This window comes from Staphylococcus sp. SB1-57 (assembly GCF_017086425.1).
GTDB lineage: Bacteria > Bacillota > Bacilli > Staphylococcales > Staphylococcaceae > Staphylococcus > Staphylococcus warneri_A.
The window spans coordinates 1700164-1717487 of record NZ_CP070964.1 but is presented as its reverse complement, the minus strand read 5'-3'; the positions used below and the strand labels follow the sequence as shown (position 1 = coordinate 1717487).

The 17324-nt window shown below is 31.7% G+C and carries 17 protein-coding genes and 1 riboswitch; of the genes, 9 read left to right on the top strand and 8 right to left on the bottom strand.

Annotated elements, in window-relative coordinates; translation table 11 throughout:
• The first annotated feature begins 10 nt into the window (after positions 1-10).
• Positions 11-1249 (top strand): phosphoribosylamine--glycine ligase, encoded by a 1239-nt coding sequence (gene purD, locus JX000_RS08515; protein ID WP_206140629.1) that lies wholly within the window; start codon positions 11-13, stop codon positions 1247-1249.
• A gap of 334 nt (positions 1250-1583) precedes the next feature.
• Here purD and JX000_RS08510 read toward each other — a convergent pair whose 3' ends face one another.
• The 4 genes from JX000_RS08510 to graF all read right to left on the bottom strand — a co-directional run bounded on the left by JX000_RS08510 (position 1584) and on the right by graF (position 4956).
• Positions 1584-2390 (bottom strand): energy-coupling factor transporter transmembrane component T family protein, encoded by an 807-nt coding sequence (locus JX000_RS08510; RefSeq protein WP_075778643.1) that lies wholly within the window; start codon positions 2388-2390, stop codon positions 1584-1586.
• Positions 2383-3786 (bottom strand): ABC transporter ATP-binding protein, encoded by a 1404-nt coding sequence (locus JX000_RS08505; RefSeq protein WP_075778644.1) that lies wholly within the window; start codon positions 3784-3786, stop codon positions 2383-2385. The genes JX000_RS08510 and JX000_RS08505 overlap by 8 nt, the downstream gene beginning before the upstream one ends.
• 12 nt (positions 3787-3798) lie before the next feature.
• A complete protein-coding gene (locus JX000_RS08500) occupies positions 3799-4374 on the bottom strand; it encodes an ECF transporter S component (protein WP_002450706.1) in 576 nt (191 codons plus the stop codon).
• An 86-nt stretch (positions 4375-4460) separates the two neighbouring features.
• A riboswitch (TPP riboswitch) is annotated at positions 4461-4562 on the bottom strand.
• A 259-nt stretch (positions 4563-4821) separates the two neighbouring features.
• Positions 4822-4956, bottom strand: coding sequence for a glycopeptide resistance-associated protein GraF (graF, locus tag JX000_RS08495; protein ID WP_002450705.1), 135 nt, complete (start codon positions 4954-4956; stop codon positions 4822-4824).
• Between the two features lie 153 nt (positions 4957-5109).
• On the opposite strand from graF, the gene auxA reads away from it, so the two are divergent.
• From auxA to ptsP, 5 genes are all read left to right on the top strand, one after another.
• On the top strand, positions 5110-6411 hold the full coding sequence (gene auxA, locus JX000_RS08490) for a lipoteichoic acid stability factor AuxA (RefSeq protein ID WP_049423558.1): 1302 nt from the start codon (positions 5110-5112) through the stop codon (positions 6409-6411).
• 254 nt (positions 6412-6665) lie between these two features.
• Positions 6666-7838 (top strand): class I SAM-dependent rRNA methyltransferase, encoded by a 1173-nt coding sequence (locus JX000_RS08485; RefSeq protein WP_075778645.1) that lies wholly within the window; start codon positions 6666-6668, stop codon positions 7836-7838.
• Between the two features lie 59 nt (positions 7839-7897).
• Positions 7898-8440 (top strand): DUF697 domain-containing protein, encoded by a 543-nt coding sequence (locus JX000_RS08480; protein WP_002450702.1) that lies wholly within the window; start codon positions 7898-7900, stop codon positions 8438-8440.
• Between the two features lie 154 nt (positions 8441-8594).
• Positions 8595-8861 carry a phosphocarrier protein HPr gene (locus tag JX000_RS08475; RefSeq protein WP_002450701.1) on the top strand — a complete coding sequence of 89 codons (267 nt, stop codon included), beginning with the start codon at positions 8595-8597 and terminating at the stop codon, positions 8859-8861.
• A 1-nt stretch (position 8862) separates the two neighbouring features.
• A complete protein-coding gene (gene ptsP / locus JX000_RS08470; RefSeq protein ID WP_049423563.1) occupies positions 8863-10581 on the top strand; it encodes a phosphoenolpyruvate--protein phosphotransferase in 1719 nt (572 codons plus the stop codon).
• 82 nt (positions 10582-10663) lie between these two features.
• Here ptsP and JX000_RS08465 read toward each other — a convergent pair whose 3' ends face one another.
• Entirely contained in the window at positions 10664-10894 is a 231-nt protein-coding gene (locus JX000_RS08465; RefSeq protein WP_002450699.1) for a glutaredoxin family protein, read from the bottom strand.
• Between the two features lie 203 nt (positions 10895-11097).
• On the opposite strand from JX000_RS08465, the gene JX000_RS08460 reads away from it, so the two are divergent.
• The 3 genes from JX000_RS08460 (at position 11098) to JX000_RS08450 (ending at position 14242) form a co-directional block, all read left to right on the top strand.
• Positions 11098-12453, top strand: a complete 1356-nt coding sequence (locus tag JX000_RS08460; RefSeq protein WP_075778646.1) for a cytochrome ubiquinol oxidase subunit I — start codon at positions 11098-11100, stop codon at positions 12451-12453.
• Positions 12450-13466, top strand: coding sequence for a cytochrome d ubiquinol oxidase subunit II (locus tag JX000_RS08455; protein ID WP_075778647.1), 1017 nt, complete (start codon positions 12450-12452; stop codon positions 13464-13466). Before JX000_RS08460 ends, JX000_RS08455 begins: the two co-directional genes overlap by 4 nt.
• 116 nt (positions 13467-13582) lie before the next feature.
• Complete coding sequence (locus JX000_RS08450) at positions 13583-14242, top strand: potassium channel family protein (protein WP_002450696.1); 660 nt, start codon at positions 13583-13585, stop codon at positions 14240-14242.
• Between the two features lie 99 nt (positions 14243-14341).
• Here JX000_RS08450 and rnjA read toward each other — a convergent pair whose 3' ends face one another.
• From rnjA to def, 3 genes are all read right to left on the bottom strand, one after another.
• Entirely contained in the window at positions 14342-16030 is a 1689-nt protein-coding gene (gene rnjA / locus JX000_RS08445) for a ribonuclease J1 (RefSeq protein WP_049423571.1), read from the bottom strand.
• On the bottom strand, positions 16030-16248 hold the full coding sequence (locus JX000_RS08440; RefSeq protein ID WP_002450694.1) for a DNA-dependent RNA polymerase subunit epsilon: 219 nt from the start codon (positions 16246-16248) through the stop codon (positions 16030-16032). The genes rnjA and JX000_RS08440 overlap by 1 nt, the downstream gene beginning before the upstream one ends.
• A 498-nt stretch (positions 16249-16746) precedes the next feature.
• The gene (gene def, locus JX000_RS08435) at positions 16747-17298 is read right to left on the bottom strand and encodes a peptide deformylase (RefSeq protein ID WP_002450692.1); all 552 of its coding nucleotides are present in this window, start codon (positions 17296-17298) and stop codon (positions 16747-16749) included.
• Between the last annotated feature and the right edge of the window lie 26 nt (positions 17299-17324).

Sequence of the window (17324 nt, the reverse complement as noted above, 5' to 3'; positions counted from 1 at the left end):
GAGAAAAGTCATGAAAGTACTCGTTATTGGTGCAGGTGGACGTGAACATGTATTAGCCTATAAATTAAGTCAATCATCAATAGTAGACCAAGTTCATGTGATACCAGGCAATGAAGCAATGGTTAATGTGGCACAAATCCATACTAATATTAAAGAAAATGATCACGAAGCTATCTTAGACTTTGTCACTAATCATCAAATAGAATGGGTTGTAATTGGACCTGAACAACCATTGATAGATGGTTTACCTGATTTATTAAGAAACCATCAAATTAAAGTATTTGGCCCTAATCGCGATGCAGCACAAATTGAAGGCTCAAAGGCATTTGCTAAAAGAATAATGGCTAAATATGATATTCCTACTGCACAATATAAGGAAATTAATAATAAGGAAGAGGCATTAGTTTTCGTTGAAACATGTGACTTGCCAATCGTTATTAAAAAAGATGGTTTAGCTGCAGGTAAAGGTGTAGTGATTGCTACAAAAAGAGATGAAGCTAAAGAAGCAGTTCAACAAATGTTTGAAGAAAAATCAGGAACAATTGTATTTGAAGAATTTTTAGAAGGTGAAGAATTCTCTTTAATGACATTTGTTAATGGTAAGAGAGCTGTTCCATTTGATTGTATTGCTCAAGATCATAAACGTGCTTATGATTACGATAAAGGGCCAAATACAGGTGGTATGGGTGCATATTGTCCAGTACCTCATATTAGTAATGATATAATTGCTAGAACAAATGAGGAGATTGCTCAACCGATTGCAGATGCAATGACTAAAGAAGGCCACCATTTCTTTGGACTATTATACATCGGTGCTATTTTGACTCAAGAAGGGCCGAAAGTCATAGAGTTTAATGCAAGATTTGGTGATCCAGAAGCACAAGTGTTATTGACAAGAATGAATAGCGATTTAATGCATCATATTGTTGCACTTGATAATGATGAGCCGATTCATTTTGAATGGAAGGATGAATCAGTGGTTGGTGTTATGTTGGCTTCTAAAGGTTATCCAGGTAATTACGAAAAAGGGCATCAAGTTAGTGGATTTGAACTAGACTCAAATTACTTTGTAAGTGGTTTGAAGAAGGATAATGACCAGTTTGTTAACAGTGGTGGACGCGTCATATTAGCTATAGGTGAAGGGCAAAATATAAAAGAAGCGCAAGCCGCTGCCTATAAACGTGTTAAAAAGATAAAGAGCAATCACTTGTTTTATAGAACAGACATAGGAAATAAAGCATTGAAATAAAAGAATAATTAAAGAGAACAGGACAGAAATAACATGTTACTAAAATTTATTTCCTTGTCCTGTTTCAACAAGGTTGACTATAATTGTAAAAACTTTATATTAGAGCATCTTTATAATTCATTACTTAGACGGTTGTAATTATGGACTTTAGCTCATGTATATTCCTATAGTTTATCTGAATATATAAGTTGATATACATGTGTAAGCCGTTCTAATTTCTATGAGAAAAAGAATGTGCCTACAGTGAACTACTATAATTATATGATTAAATCCTGAGACATTATTTTTGTCCCAGGATTTTTTATTTATATATGGAATGAATGGATAAAATACTTTATTCTAATCTACCTATTCGAACATCATGGATACCAGTTATTGGCAAGGTAGATGATAAATAATAAGAAAGTCCTATAATAATTAATAAACATATAATCAATATAATATCTTTGTATGAGAAAGGTGCATGATAATAATACGTTCTAGGGCCATCTTTAAAACCTTTAGACTCCATTGCAACAGATAGTTGATGTGCACGTCGTATGTTTTGACTTAATAACGGAATAATTAAATGTTTAAGTCTTTTGAACCCTCTATAATTAGATTTGTTTATCATTTGATATCTCATTTTTAAAGAACGACGTAATTGAATTAAAGAACTGATGATTAACGGTATCATTCTAATTGCGGCCATAAAGGCATAGGCAACTTTAGGCTTTACTTTTAAATGTTGCATTAGACTATAAAAAATCATGACTACTTGTGACGTTAATGCTATAAGAATACCAAACATCGACACTGTAATTGTACGAAGAGAAAGGTGAATACCTCTGACGATACTTTCCGTACTAATTTGAATGATGCCAAATTTAAATAAAATGTGGTCACCATCACCGTATAAAATCATGAATAGTGATGACAATAGAGCAAAGAACGTGGTTGCTAGTATAAAAGCACCAGTAATTTTAAATTGCGTTCCGTTAAACATAAGTAAAAAGATAAACATGAGACAAACGATGTAAATCATAAAGTCAAAATTATGAATAAAAATAATAAAGAAAAATAGTAAAACGCCTAAAACGAGTTTAGTGATAATATTGACGTCATCCATAAAGGTGGGTCTAATTTTCCAATGTTCAAACATGTTGATCACCTTTGATTTCTGTTAAATATTGGTTTTCAATTATCCATTGACGTGTTGGATAGCGTTTAATAATCTCTGGATCATGTGTAACCATAATGATACTTTGCCCCTTAGATACTCTCTCTTGAAATAGTTTTATTAATTGAAATGTATTGTGGCTATCCAAACCAAATGTTGGTTCATCTAAAAGGATGATATCTGCATTTGAATTTAATGCCGTTGCTACACTTAACCTACGTTTTTGACCCATTGATAATTCGTAAGGATGTTGATTTTTAACATTGGTTAAGTCTAGTAAATCTAATAAGTCGAGGGTTTTAGATTCTGCAATAGATGAATCTAAATGGTTAAAATGAATCAATATTTCATCATAGACAGAGTTAGTGATAAATTGAAGTTCTGGATTCTGATACACAAGATACATGTGCTTTGCAGCATCTTTAATTTTACGCAATTCCTGACCTTGAAATGTCATTACGCCTTTATATTTGATTAATTGTAATATGGATTCTAATAATGAGGTTTTACCAGTACCATTTTGACCAGTTATCGTGATCCACTCACCTGAATGAATAGCTAATTGATCCACTTTGAATAAATCTTTCTTATTACGAATAACAGCACCATTTTCAAATTTAAATAATGGCGCTTCAGATGAGGGAGCCATATATTTTGGCTTAGGAGCGTAATGCCATGCATTTGGATGCCACACGCCGTATTCACTAAGTAAATGTTCATAATGCTTTAAAATATGATTTGGCGTATCATCAGCAATAATTTGTCCTTCATAGTTCATTAATAAAACTCTATCCACATGTTGCCAAATATGTTCGACCTTATGTTCGACTATAAGTACTGTTTGGTCTTTCCAGAGCTTGATTAAACGTTGCCATAAATCTGATGTCGCATTAACATCTAACATTGCAGTGGGTTCATCTAAAAATAGCGTATCTGCTTGTTGTAATATGGTTTCAACTATAGCTAATTTTTGCTTCATACCGCCACTTAATTGATTGATTTGTGTATTTTCGTTTACATTTAAATTTACTGATGCTAATGCTTGGCTGATGGCTTCATCCATATCTTGTCTTGGCACTTGTCTGTTCTCTAAAACAAAGGCAAGTTCTTCATAAACTTTAGGCATACAAAATTGTGAATCCGGATCTTGGAAGATAACTCCATTATGCTGATTGATTTGCAATTCGTCATATTTCATAGGTAATTCTATTAAATTGGGTACAATACCACTTAATACATTTAAAAGTGTACTTTTACCAGAACCGGACGGTCCTAGTAAAAGTACTTTTTCTTTATCTTTAATTTCTATATTTAGATTATCAAAAATTTTTCGATATCCATTAGGATATTTCAAACGTAAATTTGTAACTTTCAACACTTTTAAGTCCCCTTATAATGTATCGTAATCATCTTTAGAAGCGGGTCTGAATACTTTAGTTACACCAGTTTGATCCAATGCTTTAACCAATAAATAAGATAATAAACCAGCAATGATAATGCCACTAATCGCACGGAAAACAATGAATAAAATTAAGTTCCATCCAGCAACTTCATTTAAATAACCATAAAAATAGTCGACTGGGAATGAAATAAGTGCAGTCACTAATCCCGCAAGCATAGCTACCATGACTGAACGAGACTGGTATTTGAATATAGCAAAGACAATCTCACAAGCTAAACCTTGTAGTAGGGCATAGATGATTGTAGGTATATCAAATTTACCCATCACAATTGTTTCACCGGCACCTGCAGCAAACTCAGCAAGTAAGGCGATACCTGGCTTAGGAATAATTAAATAACAAACAATCGCAGCCATAAACCATACACCATATGTTAATTGTTCAAGGTGTAAACCAGCGACTTGTGCAACATTATAAAATAGCCACCATAAGTTATAAATAATGGCAAAAATGACAGAGATAAGTACTGTTACTAATATCTCAGAAAGCTTTAAACCTTTTGACATAAAAACATCCTCCTAAAAAAACGCACAACCATCTCTAGGAAAGTTGTGCGTAAAACATAAGAATATGATTCAACATACGATTATCATCTTTGTTAATTACACTTTCCTACGCTAGTATCTAGCTAGATCAGGTTCAAAGGGTTTGAGGGTTAACCTCATCTCAGTTCAAAACACCCCTAGTGCGTTTATTATTTTAATTTGTCTTTAATGTATGATTTTTCATGTGGATTGTCAAGTTAATAAAATATATAATAAATTAATATTTTTATATGATGTGTGCTTATGAAAGCTCTAAGTCAGTCAATACGTAGTATTAAATATAAAATAGCACAAAGATAATTTAAAATTTCAAATCATCTTTGTGCTATTATTTTTTGTATTTATGTCCCAAATTCATCGTTATTATAGAATATTGGATGATCTAATCGTTAAATAGTCAATTAGTAATTAATTTAATGCGTCATCAATATCTTTTTTAGTTTGTTCTGTATCATTTGTTTTTTCTTCTTTTTGTTCTTTTAATTTCTCTTCTGCTTCTTTGGCTTTTTCAGCTGATTTTTTTGCAAATTCTTCGTTACTCATAATAAATCCACCCCTAATTGTGTTTTATTGTTTACATACACCTTTTACCCAGTTATGCTAATAATAAACTTTTCTAGGTCTATAGACGTATTTAATGATTTATTAAAGACAAGAATAAGTTCTTCATATATAATAACTTTTGAGGTGAATAGTATGTCTTTTCTTAAGAAACACACCGAGATTATATTTAGTTATATCATCGGTATCGTTTCACTTTTCACAGGACTCATTATATTAATTAACTTACCGCTTATTAAACAATTAAATGGAGATAAGAAGGTAAATACACATGTGTATAATATATGGGAATTCCTGAACGCATTTTTCGCTGAAATAATTAAAGTGATGAGTAGATTTATCGGGGGTTTCCCAATTGTAAGTGCCATAATTATTATATTATTTGGTATCTTTGTAATGTTACTAGGTCATACGTTATTTAGAACAATTAAGTATGATTATGATATTTCAATTTTCTTCTTAGTCATAGGGATAATGTATTTCTTAATTACTCTAGTTCTTATGATGCAAGTATATGGGTTCTTTGGTATCGTATTTATTATTCCGTTCATCATACATATCGGTTATATTGTATATAAAGATGAATTGAATAGTGATAATCGAAAGAGTCATTATATGTGGATTATCGTATCATATGGTATCAGTTACCTTATTACGCAAATTGCATTACATGGTCGTATAGATGCTAATGAAATTGAATCTATTGACATCTTAAGTGTTAATACATTCTTTATTATTATGTGGTTATTAGGACAAATGTCAATTTGGAACTTCTTGTTCTTAAGACGTGCGCTACCGCTTACGAAACAAGAATTAGGTGAAGAAGAACCTGAATTATCAAGAACAAGTAAAGGTAATGTCTCGAATCAAACTAAAGTTCACTTAAAACAACTACAAGATAAGACAACAGAATATGCACGTAAAACAAGAAGAAGTGTTGATTTAGAAAAAATTAGAGTTAAAAGGGATAAATTTAAAGAAAAAGTAAAAAATATTGTTGATATCCAAGAAGATGATATTCCACATTGGATGAGAAAGCCAAAATGGATAAAACCAATGTATGTTGAAATTTTCTGTGGTGTAGTTATTTTCTTCTTTACATTTTTAGAATTTAACAACAGAAACGCATTGTTCTTATCTGGAGAATGGGAATTATCACAAACGCAATATGTGATAGAATGGGTAACATTATTGTTACTTTTATTTATTATCATAGTTTATATTGCTACAACACTTACTTATTTCTTAAGAGGTAAATTTTACTTCTTACAATTATTTATGGGAAGTATCTTATTCTTTAAATTATTAACTGAATTCATTAATATTATGGTTCACGGATTATTATTATCTGTATTTATTACGCCAACTTTATTGCTTATGTTACTAGCAATGATTGTTGCTTATTCATTACAGTTAAGAGATAAACCAAAAGAGTAATTAAAAAACATTTAACAAATTAATTTAAACAAATCACACGTGTTATGGGGTGGGTTACAATTCCTTCTTTAATCGATCGAATTGTAAGACCACTCTTTTTTGTTAGAAAATAGGACATCCTAGCATTCTTTGTTAAAATAATAAATGAATCATTCAATTAGTAATTATATATAATGTAAAATGCATTTACGAATCAGCATAGCAATATGACGGTTGAAGAAATTAAATGTATAAAAGAGAGGTTAGTGTAATAAATGAAGATTGCAACTTTAAATAGAGGTAAAGAATCAAAATATCAAAATCAATATCCATTAATTGATGAAGAAGATATTTATGCCCAAGATCATCTAAAAGAAGGTGATTTATTCAAATTAGTCGATGGAAAAGAACAATATATAGCAACGGCTTATGTAGGTAGACAGCATAAAGGTTTAGGTTGGGTGTTAAGTTATGATCCATCCGAAGATATTAACACATCGTTTTTTAAACGATTATTTGAAAAAGCTTTAGCAGAACGAGAATATTACTATCACATAGATGGTACGAATGCTTTTAGATTGTTCAATGCTGAAGGTGATGGTGTTGGCGGATTAACTATCGACAACTATGATGGCCATTTATTAATTCAATGGTATTCGAAAGGTATTTATAAATTTAGGTATCATATTTTAGAAGCTATCAAAATTGTTTTTGAATATCAGTCTATATACGAAAAAATGCGTTTTAAAGATACTGAATACACAGGTGGGTTTGTTGAGGGAGAACAACAAACATTTCCAATTGTAATTGAAGAGAACTTTACGTTTTATAATGTGGATTTAGATGACGGCTTAATGACAGGTATCTTCTTAGACCAAAAAGAAGTAAGAAAGAAATTACGTGATCAATTTTCAGAGGGGCGTCATCTTTTAAATGTGTTCAGCTATACAGGCGCTTTTTCTGTCGTATCAGCAACTAAGGCTAAAACAACGACAAGTGTAGATTTAGCTAATCGTTCAAGAGGACTAACCGAAGAGAATTTTGGGCTTAATGCCATTGATCCTAAATCACAATATATTTATGTCATGGATACATTTGATTTTTATAATTATGCAAATCGACACGGGCATCAATATGACACAATTGTCATTGATCCACCAAGCTTTGCACGAAATAAAAAGAAAACATTTTCAGTGCAAAAAGATTACGACAAATTAATTAATGGCGCCTTAGAAGTATTAGCGCCAAAAGGGACATTATTATTATGTACCAATTCGAGTGTCTTTTCTTTAAAAGCGTTTAAAAATGTTATTAAAACAACACTAGAAGAAGCTGAAGTTGATTATGAAATCAAAGAAGTGATGGGATTACCTAAAGATTTTAAAACACATCCACATTACAAACCTTCAAAATATTTGAAAGTAATTTTTGTTAATATTGAGCATTAAATAGTTGTATTCTGGGTATAGAGTCTTATTGAAATAAGATTCATGGGAGTGTGAATTAGATGAGCATTAGAAATAAAATGACGAATAGAGTTACAAATACAGTTGGTAATAAAGTATTAAATATTGAAGAAATCAAAGAAAAAAGTAATTTACCTGTGACTCAAAATGAGTTACAACAAAGACGTGCACAAGCAGAAAATCTCGTTAAAAAGAAATCTTTATTATCATCAGGAATGAGTGTAGTACCAATTCCTGGATTGGACTTTGGTGTCGATATAAAATTAATGAGAGATATCATTAGTGATGTCAATAAAATTTATGGACTAGATCATAAACAAGTCAATTCATTGAGTGATGATGTTAGAGAACGAATCATGTCTGCAGCAGCCATTCAAGGTAGTCAATTTATTGGTAAAAAATTAACCAATGCACTTATGAAAGTAGTGATTAAAGATGTAGCGAAACGAACTGCAGCTAAACAAACTAAATGGTTCCCATTTGTAGGACAAGCAGTTTCAGCATCAATTAGTTATTACTTTATGAAAAAATTAGGTCAAGATCATATTGAAAAATGTGAAAAAGTCATCAAAGAGTTACTTTAAGGGATATAATTTGTTAAAAAATTGTAGAAATATACTGAAACCGGTTTTAAACAAATTGAATTTAACTATTGGTTTTGGTAAAGTTAAGGTATAAAAATTTATGTTAGATTGTAAGTATATTGAAGATTCTAACTTATAGAAGGAGAAATAAATTATGGAACAAAAATCATATGTAATTATCGACGAAACAGGAATCCACGCTCGCCCAGCTACAATGTTGGTACAAACAGCTTCAAAATTTGATTCAGATATTCAATTAGAATATAACGGTAAAAAAGTAAACTTAAAATCAATCATGGGTGTTATGAGTTTAGGTGTAGGTAAAGATGCTGAAATTACAATTTATGCTGACGGTAGCGATGAGGCAGATGCAATCGAATCTATCAGTGATGTCTTATCAAAAGAAGGTTTAACTAAGTAATATGTCTAAATTAATTAATGGTATTGCTGCATCTGATGGTGTAGCAATCGCTAAAGCTTACTTAATAGTTGAGCCAGATTTATCTTTCGACAGCAGTGAGACAATCACTGATGTTGAAGGTGAAACTAGCAAATTCAATAACGCTATCGAAGCATCTAAAATTGAATTAACTAAAATAAGAAATAATGCAGAAGTTCAATTAGGCGCTGATAAAGCTGCCATTTTTGATGCGCATTTACTTGTTTTAGATGATCCAGAATTAATTCAACCAATTCAAGATAAAATTAAAAACGACCATGTTAATGCTGCTACAGCATTAAATGAGGTTACAACTCAATTCATTACTATATTTGAATCAATGGATAATGAATACATGAAAGAACGTGCAGCAGACATTAGAGATGTATCTAAACGTGTGTTAGCACATATTCTTGGTGTTGAATTACCAAACCCAAGTATGATTGATGAAAGTGTTGTTATTATTGGTAATGACTTAACACCTTCTGATACTGCACAGTTAAATAAAGAATTCGTTCAAGGGTTTGTAACGAATATTGGTGGTAGAACAAGTCACTCTGCGATTATGAGTCGTTCATTAGAAATCGCAGCTGTAGTTGGTACTAAATCAATCACTAAAGAAGTTAAACAAGGCGATATGATTATCGTTGATGGTTTAACTGGTGATGTTATTATCGATCCTACAGAAGATGAAGTTATCGCTTATCAAAATAAACGTGAACGTTTCTTTGAAGATAAACAAGAATTACAAAAATTACGTGATGCTGATACAGTAACTGTTGATGGTGTTCACGCAGAGTTAGCAGCTAATATTGGTACACCAAATGATTTACCTGGTGTAATTGAAAATGGTGCGCAAGGTATTGGCTTATATCGTACTGAGTTCTTATACATGGGTAGAGATCAATTGCCTACTGAAGAAGAACAATTCGAAGCATACAAAAAAGTATTAGAGACTATGGATGGTAAACGTGTTGTTGTTCGTACATTGGATATCGGTGGCGACAAAGAATTACCATACTTAGATTTACCAGAAGAAATGAATCCATTCTTAGGTTATAGAGCGATTCGCCTTTGCTTAGCGCAACCTGATATTTTCAGACCACAATTACGTGCGTTATTACGTGCTTCTGTTTACGGTAAATTAAATATCATGTTCCCAATGGTAGCTACTATCAAGGAATTCCGTGATGCTAAAGCAATGTTATTAGAAGAAAAAGAGAATCTTCAAAACGAAGGTTATGACGTTTCGGAAGATATTGAGTTAGGTATCATGGTTGAAATTCCAGCTACTGCAGCATTAGCTGATGTCTTTGCTAAAGAAGTAGATTTCTTTAGTATTGGTACAAATGACTTAATCCAATATACATTAGCAGCTGACCGTATGTCAGAACGCGTATCTTATCTATATCAACCATACAATCCTTCAATTTTACGCTTAGTAAAACAAGTCATTGAAGCTTCTCACAAAGAAGGTAAATGGACTGGTATGTGTGGTGAAATGGCAGGAGATGCTACTGCAGTACCATTATTATTAGGTTTAGGTCTAGATGAATTCTCAATGAGTCCAACATCTATTCTTAAAGCTAGAAGACAAATTAATGGTTTAAGTAAAAATGAAATGTCAGAATTAGCGAACCGTGCTATTCATTGTGCAACACAAGAGGAAGTTATGGAATTAGTTAATAACATTTCAAAATAATAATTAAAAGAACCAACTTGAGCAATTTAAATTGCTTTAGTTGGTTCTTTTATATCATTAGTATCTTTTAATTGCTAAGTACTTATTGAATGTCAAAAGCTTGATTAATTTTATCCATATCAACTTGATACATAGGTTCATCGTTCAATAAGATAAATGGCGTCGCAAATGCATCATAATCCATCATTTCTACTCGATATTGATTATTCTTTATATTTTTTTCTGTATAATCTACATGATTTGCTTGAAGATGATTTTTTACAAACGTACAAGGTGGACAATCATCTTGTGTATATATCGTAATATGTGACACTTTGGTCTTCCTTTCTATATATTAATTTATATTATTCTATCTTATATTTAATTTTATAAAATATCAATGGTGTGAACATTATGTGTCTCTATAAAAAATTTATGTCAAAAATTCAAGCAAAAACATTTAGTTCATCATGATAAGGATTTATAATTTTAAGCATTGTGAAATTACTAAAAAATATAAATATAAGGTGATTATATATGGATTCAGTTGAAATGAGTCGATTACTTACAGGTATGACCTTAGCCGTTCATATCATATTTGCAACGATTGGTGTAGGTATGCCATTAATGTTTGTTATCGCTGAATTTCTTGGTATACGAAACAACGATGCACATTATATTGCATTAGCGAAACGATGGTCGAAAGGATATACCATTACAGTTGCTGTCGGTGTAGTGACGGGAACAATTATTGGTTTGCAATTATCGCTTGTTTGGCCAACATTTATGAAAATGGGCGGTCATGTAATTGCATTACCTCTATTTATGGAAACATTCGCATTCTTTTTTGAAGCTATTTTTCTTAGTATTTATCTTTATACTTGGGAAAGATTTAAAAATAAATGGATTCATTTTGTTATAGGCTTACCTGTAATTATAGGTGGATCATTCTCAGCATTTTTCATAACGTCAGTTAACTCGTTTATGAATACACCAGCTGGTTTTGAAATGAAAAACGGACGTATGGTTAATGTTCAACCATTAGAAGCAATGTTTAACTCATCATTTATCGTAAGGTCCTTCCATGTTGTTGCAACAGCTGGCATGACAATGGCGTTTATTCTTGCGGCAATTGCTGCATTTAAATTGCTAAAACAGACGCATCCAGAAGATAAAAGATATCATTTAAAAGCATTAAAAATGACGATGATTGTTGGGTTTATTTCAACATTGTTATCGATGTTAGCGGGAGATATGTCAGCTAAGTTTTTACATAAAGTACAACCAGAAAAATTGGCTGCATATGAATGGCATTTTGACACACAATCTCAAGCTAATTTAGTATTTTTTGGTGTTTTAAACGAAAAGACGAATGAAGTATCAGGCGCAATAGAAATCCCAGGAATGTTAAGTTTCTTAGCTGATAATAGTTTGAAGACGACAGTAAAAGGACTTAACGATTTTCCTAAAAATGAATTGCCACCATTAATTGTTCATTATTTCTTTGACTTAATGGTTTCAATGGGCGTATTCTGTTTTGTGATTTCAGGAATTTTTATGTTGATTTTATTAATTAAGAAGTTACGACACTTAACTACACATAAGGTAGTTTTATATAGCATATTACTTACTGGTCCAGCGTCTATGTTAGCAATTGAATTTGGTTGGTTCTTAACGGAAATGGGACGCCAACCATGGATTGTAAGAGGATACTTAAGAGTATCTCAAGCAGCGACTCAAGCTGGTGGTATTACATTAGTGACGATTTTATTCGGTTTATTATATCTTGTACTCATCGTTACATCTGCATATGTGTTACTCAGAATGTTTAGAAACAAACCTGCAATCAATGATGTCAATCAAGTGCTCAAAGAAAGAGGTGATAACAAATGATATATTCATATATAGGTATTACAGTCTTATGGATATTTTTATTTTGTTATATCATCGTAGCCTCAATTGATTTTGGTGCTGGATTCTTCGCATTACATTCTAAACTTACTGGTGAAGAAAAGAAAATCAATCATCTTATTGAAAGATATCTTAGTCCAGTATGGGAAGTTACGAATGTCTTCTTTGTCTTTTTCTTTGTTGGATTTATTGGATTCTTCCCTGATTCCGTTAAATATTTAGGAACGGTTTTACTTGTACCAGGTTCAATTGGTACGATTCTTATTTCAATAAGAAACAGTTTCTATGCCTTTGAGAATTATGGACAAGATACAAAATTACCATGGATTTTTCTATATGGGTTAACTGGTTTACTTATTCCAGCTGCATTAGCAACCGCATTAACAATTTCAGAAGGTGGCTATATTAAAGAGGTAGGGAATCATGTTGATTTAGACTGGGTTCAACTATTACTAAGTCCTTTTGCATGGGCTGTTGTTTTCTTGGCAATTATCTCAGTGTTATATATCTCTTCTGGATTCCTTACATTTTATGCTAATAAAGCAAAGGACCAACCGGCATATCATTTAATGAGACAATGGCATATATTTTGGGGACCACCAATGATTATTATTTCCTTGTTTGTCTTTTTATCACTAAGAGTACAAAACTCAGAGCATTTTAATAATGCTGTCTTTAACTATTGGTGGATGTTCGTGATAAGTTTTATCTTTTTCCTAGTTGCAGGCGCACTAACTATTTTTAAAAGAAATCATGGTTTAGCATTTATAATGGTGATATTGCAAATGTTATTTGCTTTCTTTGGATATGGTATCAGTAAATTACCATATTTATTACATCCATTCGTAAAAATTTCTAGTTCTCATGTAAATGATGAAATGGGTCTAGCATTGGTTATTGCATTTATTTTAGGTTTACTTTTATTAGTTCCATCGTTACTATTATTATTGAGACTATTTGTTTTCGATAAAGATTATGTAGAAGGAAAAAAATAATCAACTATAGTAGAACAAATCATCATTTCGATTTTGCATCAGCTTTTACTATATATTTATTTGAAAAAAGTTGATTTGATCGTTGTTATTTAAATGTGTAATAAGCGGAGGACTATATGGAAAAGGAATACGTAGTAATTGGTTTAGGACGCTTTGGTGGCAGTATTGTTAGAGAGCTTAACGCCTTAGATATGGATGTTATGGCCATTGATAGTGATGAGAACAGAGTTAATGAATATAGTGATATTGCGACGCATGCTGTAGTAGCGGATACTACTGATGAAGCAGTCATGAAAAGTTTGGGAATAAGAAACTTTGACCATGTTATTGTTGCTATCGGTGAAAATATTCAATCTAGTACATTAACAACACTTATTTTAAAAGAATTAGGTGTTAAAAAGGTAACTGCCAAAGCACAAAATGATTATCATGCTAAAATATTAAATAAAATAGGTGCGGATACGGTTGTCCATCCAGAACGTGATATGGGCCGTCGTATTGCACACAATGTGGCTAGTGCGAGTGTGCTCGATTATCTAGAATTAGCAGATGAACACTCTATTGTTGAATTAAAAGCTACTGAAAAAATGACTGGCCAAACAATTATTGATTTAGATATTCGTGCGCAATATGGTATTAATATTATTGCGATTAAAAGAGGTAAGCAGTTTATTGTGTCACCAGATCCAAATTTAAATATTGAAATTGGTGATATCCTAATCATGATTGGTCATGATAATGACTTAGGTCGATTTGAAAAGAATATAGCTAAATAAAAAATGGTTTAGTCAATGATCTTGGCTAAACCATTTTTTATAAAGAAATCCCATAAGCCATATCATTAGAATGATAGTTGCTTATGGGATATTTTAATATTATTTCTTTTTATCTTCATTAACTTTCATAATGACAGGTAAGATCATTGGTCTACGAGCTGTTTTTTCAAATAAGTATGGTTGTAAAGTTTCAATAATTGATGATTTAATTTGATGCCATTGAATGTCTTTATTTTGGTTTAATTTAGAAATAACATCAGTTTTAATACGACGTTGAGCATCATAAATTAGTTGACCAGATTCACGCATGTACACAAAGCCACGTGAAATGATATCAGGACCAGAAAGTAATGTGTTTGTGTTGAAGTCAATGCTTACAACAACAATAACTAGGCCTTCTTCAGATAATAATTTACGGTCTCTAATAACAACATTACCGATATCACCAATACCACTACCATCAACAAGTACATTACCTGATGGAATTCTACCTGCTTTACGTGCTGAATCATGAGTTAAAGCAAGTACATCTCCGATATCGAAGATAAAGACGTTATCTTCGTCAACGCCACAATCAACACCAGTTTCACCATGTGCTTTGAGCATACGATACTCACCATGAATAGGTAAGAAGTATTTAGGTTGGATTAAACGTAACATCAATTGTTGATCGCCTTGTGATCCATGTCCAGAAGTATGGATGTTAGAAATTTTACTATGAATAACATCTGCACCAGCTTTATATAAAGCGTTAATTGTACGATTTATACTCTTAGTATTACCTGGAATAGGTGATGAACTAAATACGACAGTATCTTCTGGGATAATCTTGATTTGTTTATGTGTACCATTAGCGATACGAGATAATGCTGCCATTGGTTCACCTTGAGAACCAGTACATAAAATAAGTAATTCATGTTTAGGGATATTATTGATTTTTCCAGGTTCTACAAATGTTTCTGGTGGGGCTTTAATGTATCCGAGCTCCATACCTATTTTAATATTATTTTCCATTGAACGACCAAATGTAACAATTTTCCTATTATGCTTAACTGCTGCTTCAACAGCTTGTTGAACACGATAGATATTCGAAGCAAATGTCGCGAAAATGATACGACCTTTACAATTACGGAAAATTTTATCAACATTTTGTCCTACTTCTCGTTCACTAAGCGTAAAGTCCGGAACTAATGCATTTGTAGAATCAGAAAGCAGACAAAGTACGCCTTCTTCACCTAATTTAGCCATTTTTGCAATATTTGCTGGTTCACCTACAGGTGTGAAATCAAATTTAAAGTCACCAGTATGAACAATTTTACCTTCAGGTGTATCGACAATAACACCATAGGCTTCAGGGATACTGTGTGTTGTTAGATAGAATGATATTTCAAAGTGTTTGGATTTAATCACACTATCCTCATTAATTTCGTTTAATTGAGCGGTACGTAATAAATTATGTTCTTCTAATTTGTTTCTAATCAAACCTAAAGCTAATGGACCACCGTAAATAGGTACATTAATTTGCTTTAATAGGAAGGGCACACCACCTATATGATCTTCGTGTCCATGAGTGATAAACAGACCAACGATTTTATCTTGGTTCTGTTCTAAGTAAGTGTAATCAGGAATTACATAATCAATTCCTAGTAGATTATCATCTGGGAATTTAATCCCTGCATCAATAATCACGATTTCATTTTTGTACTCGATAGCATATGTGTTTTTACCTACTTCACCTAAACCACCAAGTGCATATACACCTACTTCATTTTGATGTAATTGCTTCATTATTCAGCATTCTCCACATTAAAATGATCTGAATGTTCTTTTTCGTAATCTAAATGTGCGCCCTCTAATTTAGTGATAAATTCGATATTAAAATTACGGTCTTTTAAATAACGTCTTACTTGTTCTTCAGTTTGTGCTTCAACATAAATCGTTTGCGTATTTTCACGCACGATTACTTCATCTTTATTATGTTGATAGAATACTTTAAATACTGCCATTGATATAATTCCTCCTAAGGATTGTTTTTAATATTTATTCAAGTCCCGTGGTTGATAGCTCGGGTTATTAAAGATAGAAATCAGATTTTGTCTTTGATATTGTTCTTCAATAAAAGTATGTGTATTTAAATTTAATAATAGACATACTAGCTAATCTAAATAAATATATAACTATAATTATTTAATTTCACTGCCGAGTATGTTTTCCAGGGAAATCATGTCGTTCAAATTTTGAAAAATAGGATTAATTCACTAAGATTTCAGTTAATGTATATTTTACATGATGTACTAAAAGAAATAAAGCAGTTTTATCATTAAGTGAGCGAACAGACACATATAATAGTAAGAACTTTTAATCTGTATTTAGAATAGAGAAAAACAATATTTAACTTTAGACACAGCTTCAAACTTATTTATTTAAAGGCTATTGTTTTATTTGATTGAAATCTATTAAATAAAAAACCTCGAAAGTCATGTTACTTTCGAGGTTAAATCAAATTATGCTTCTACTGCATCTGGATGCGGTGCTAATGGATTAGCATCATCAATATGATCATAGAACATAATACCATTTAAATGATCAATTTCGTGTTGGAAAATGATAGCAGGATAGCCTTTTAAACGTAATTTAACGTCATTACCATCGATATCTTGAGCTTTAATTGTAACTCTATTATGACGATGAACTAAACCTGGGATATTTTCGTCTACACTTAGACAACCTTCACCAGTTGGTAAATAGGCTTCTTGAACACTGTAACTCATCACTTTTGGATTAACTAGCATGTAATCATAAGATTTTCCATTTCCGTCGTCTGGTAAATACACGGCAATCATTCTTTTTGATACATTAATTTGTGGTGCGGCTAAACCTACACCTGAGCGTAAACCATATTTTTTAGCGATGTCGTCATCTTGACTATTGATTAAAAACTCTCGCATAGCTTTTAATGTTTCTTTATCTTCATTTGATAAAGGAAAACTTAATTCTTGAGCTTTTTCACGAAGTGTAGGATGACCATCTCTTATTATATCTTTCATTGTTATCATGTCTGACACCTTCCTTAACTACAAAT

What these genes read in the sequence shown, in the direction of transcription:
- def (WP_002450692.1), bottom strand. Translation starts at nt 17,298, where the DNA reads ATGATAACAATGAAAGATATAATAAGAGATGGTCATCCTACACTTCGT.
- JX000_RS08500 (WP_002450706.1), bottom strand. Translation starts at nt 4,374, where the DNA reads ATGTCAAAAGGTTTAAAGCTTTCTGAGATATTAGTAACAGTACTTATC.
- JX000_RS08480 (WP_002450702.1), top strand. Translation starts at nt 7,898, where the DNA reads ATGAGCATTAGAAATAAAATGACGAATAGAGTTACAAATACAGTTGGT.
- purD (WP_206140629.1), top strand. Translation starts at nt 11, where the DNA reads ATGAAAGTACTCGTTATTGGTGCAGGTGGACGTGAACATGTATTAGCC.
- JX000_RS08485 (WP_075778645.1), top strand. Translation starts at nt 6,666, where the DNA reads ATGAAGATTGCAACTTTAAATAGAGGTAAAGAATCAAAATATCAAAAT.
- JX000_RS08475 (WP_002450701.1), top strand. Translation starts at nt 8,595, where the DNA reads ATGGAACAAAAATCATATGTAATTATCGACGAAACAGGAATCCACGCT.
- JX000_RS08460 (WP_075778646.1), top strand. Translation starts at nt 11,098, where the DNA reads ATGGATTCAGTTGAAATGAGTCGATTACTTACAGGTATGACCTTAGCC.
- JX000_RS08440 (WP_002450694.1), bottom strand. Translation starts at nt 16,248, where the DNA reads ATGGCAGTATTTAAAGTATTCTATCAACATAATAAAGATGAAGTAATC.
- ptsP (WP_049423563.1), top strand. Translation starts at nt 8,863, where the DNA reads ATGTCTAAATTAATTAATGGTATTGCTGCATCTGATGGTGTAGCAATC.
- JX000_RS08450 (WP_002450696.1), top strand. Translation starts at nt 13,583, where the DNA reads ATGGAAAAGGAATACGTAGTAATTGGTTTAGGACGCTTTGGTGGCAGT.
- JX000_RS08510 (WP_075778643.1), bottom strand. Translation starts at nt 2,390, where the DNA reads ATGTTTGAACATTGGAAAATTAGACCCACCTTTATGGATGACGTCAAT.
- JX000_RS08455 (WP_075778647.1), top strand. Translation starts at nt 12,450, where the DNA reads ATGATATATTCATATATAGGTATTACAGTCTTATGGATATTTTTATTT.
- rnjA (WP_049423571.1), bottom strand. Translation starts at nt 16,030, where the DNA reads ATGAAGCAATTACATCAAAATGAAGTAGGTGTATATGCACTTGGTGGT.
- auxA (WP_049423558.1), top strand. Translation starts at nt 5,110, where the DNA reads ATGTCTTTTCTTAAGAAACACACCGAGATTATATTTAGTTATATCATC.
- graF (WP_002450705.1), bottom strand. Translation starts at nt 4,956, where the DNA reads ATGAGTAACGAAGAATTTGCAAAAAAATCAGCTGAAAAAGCCAAAGAA.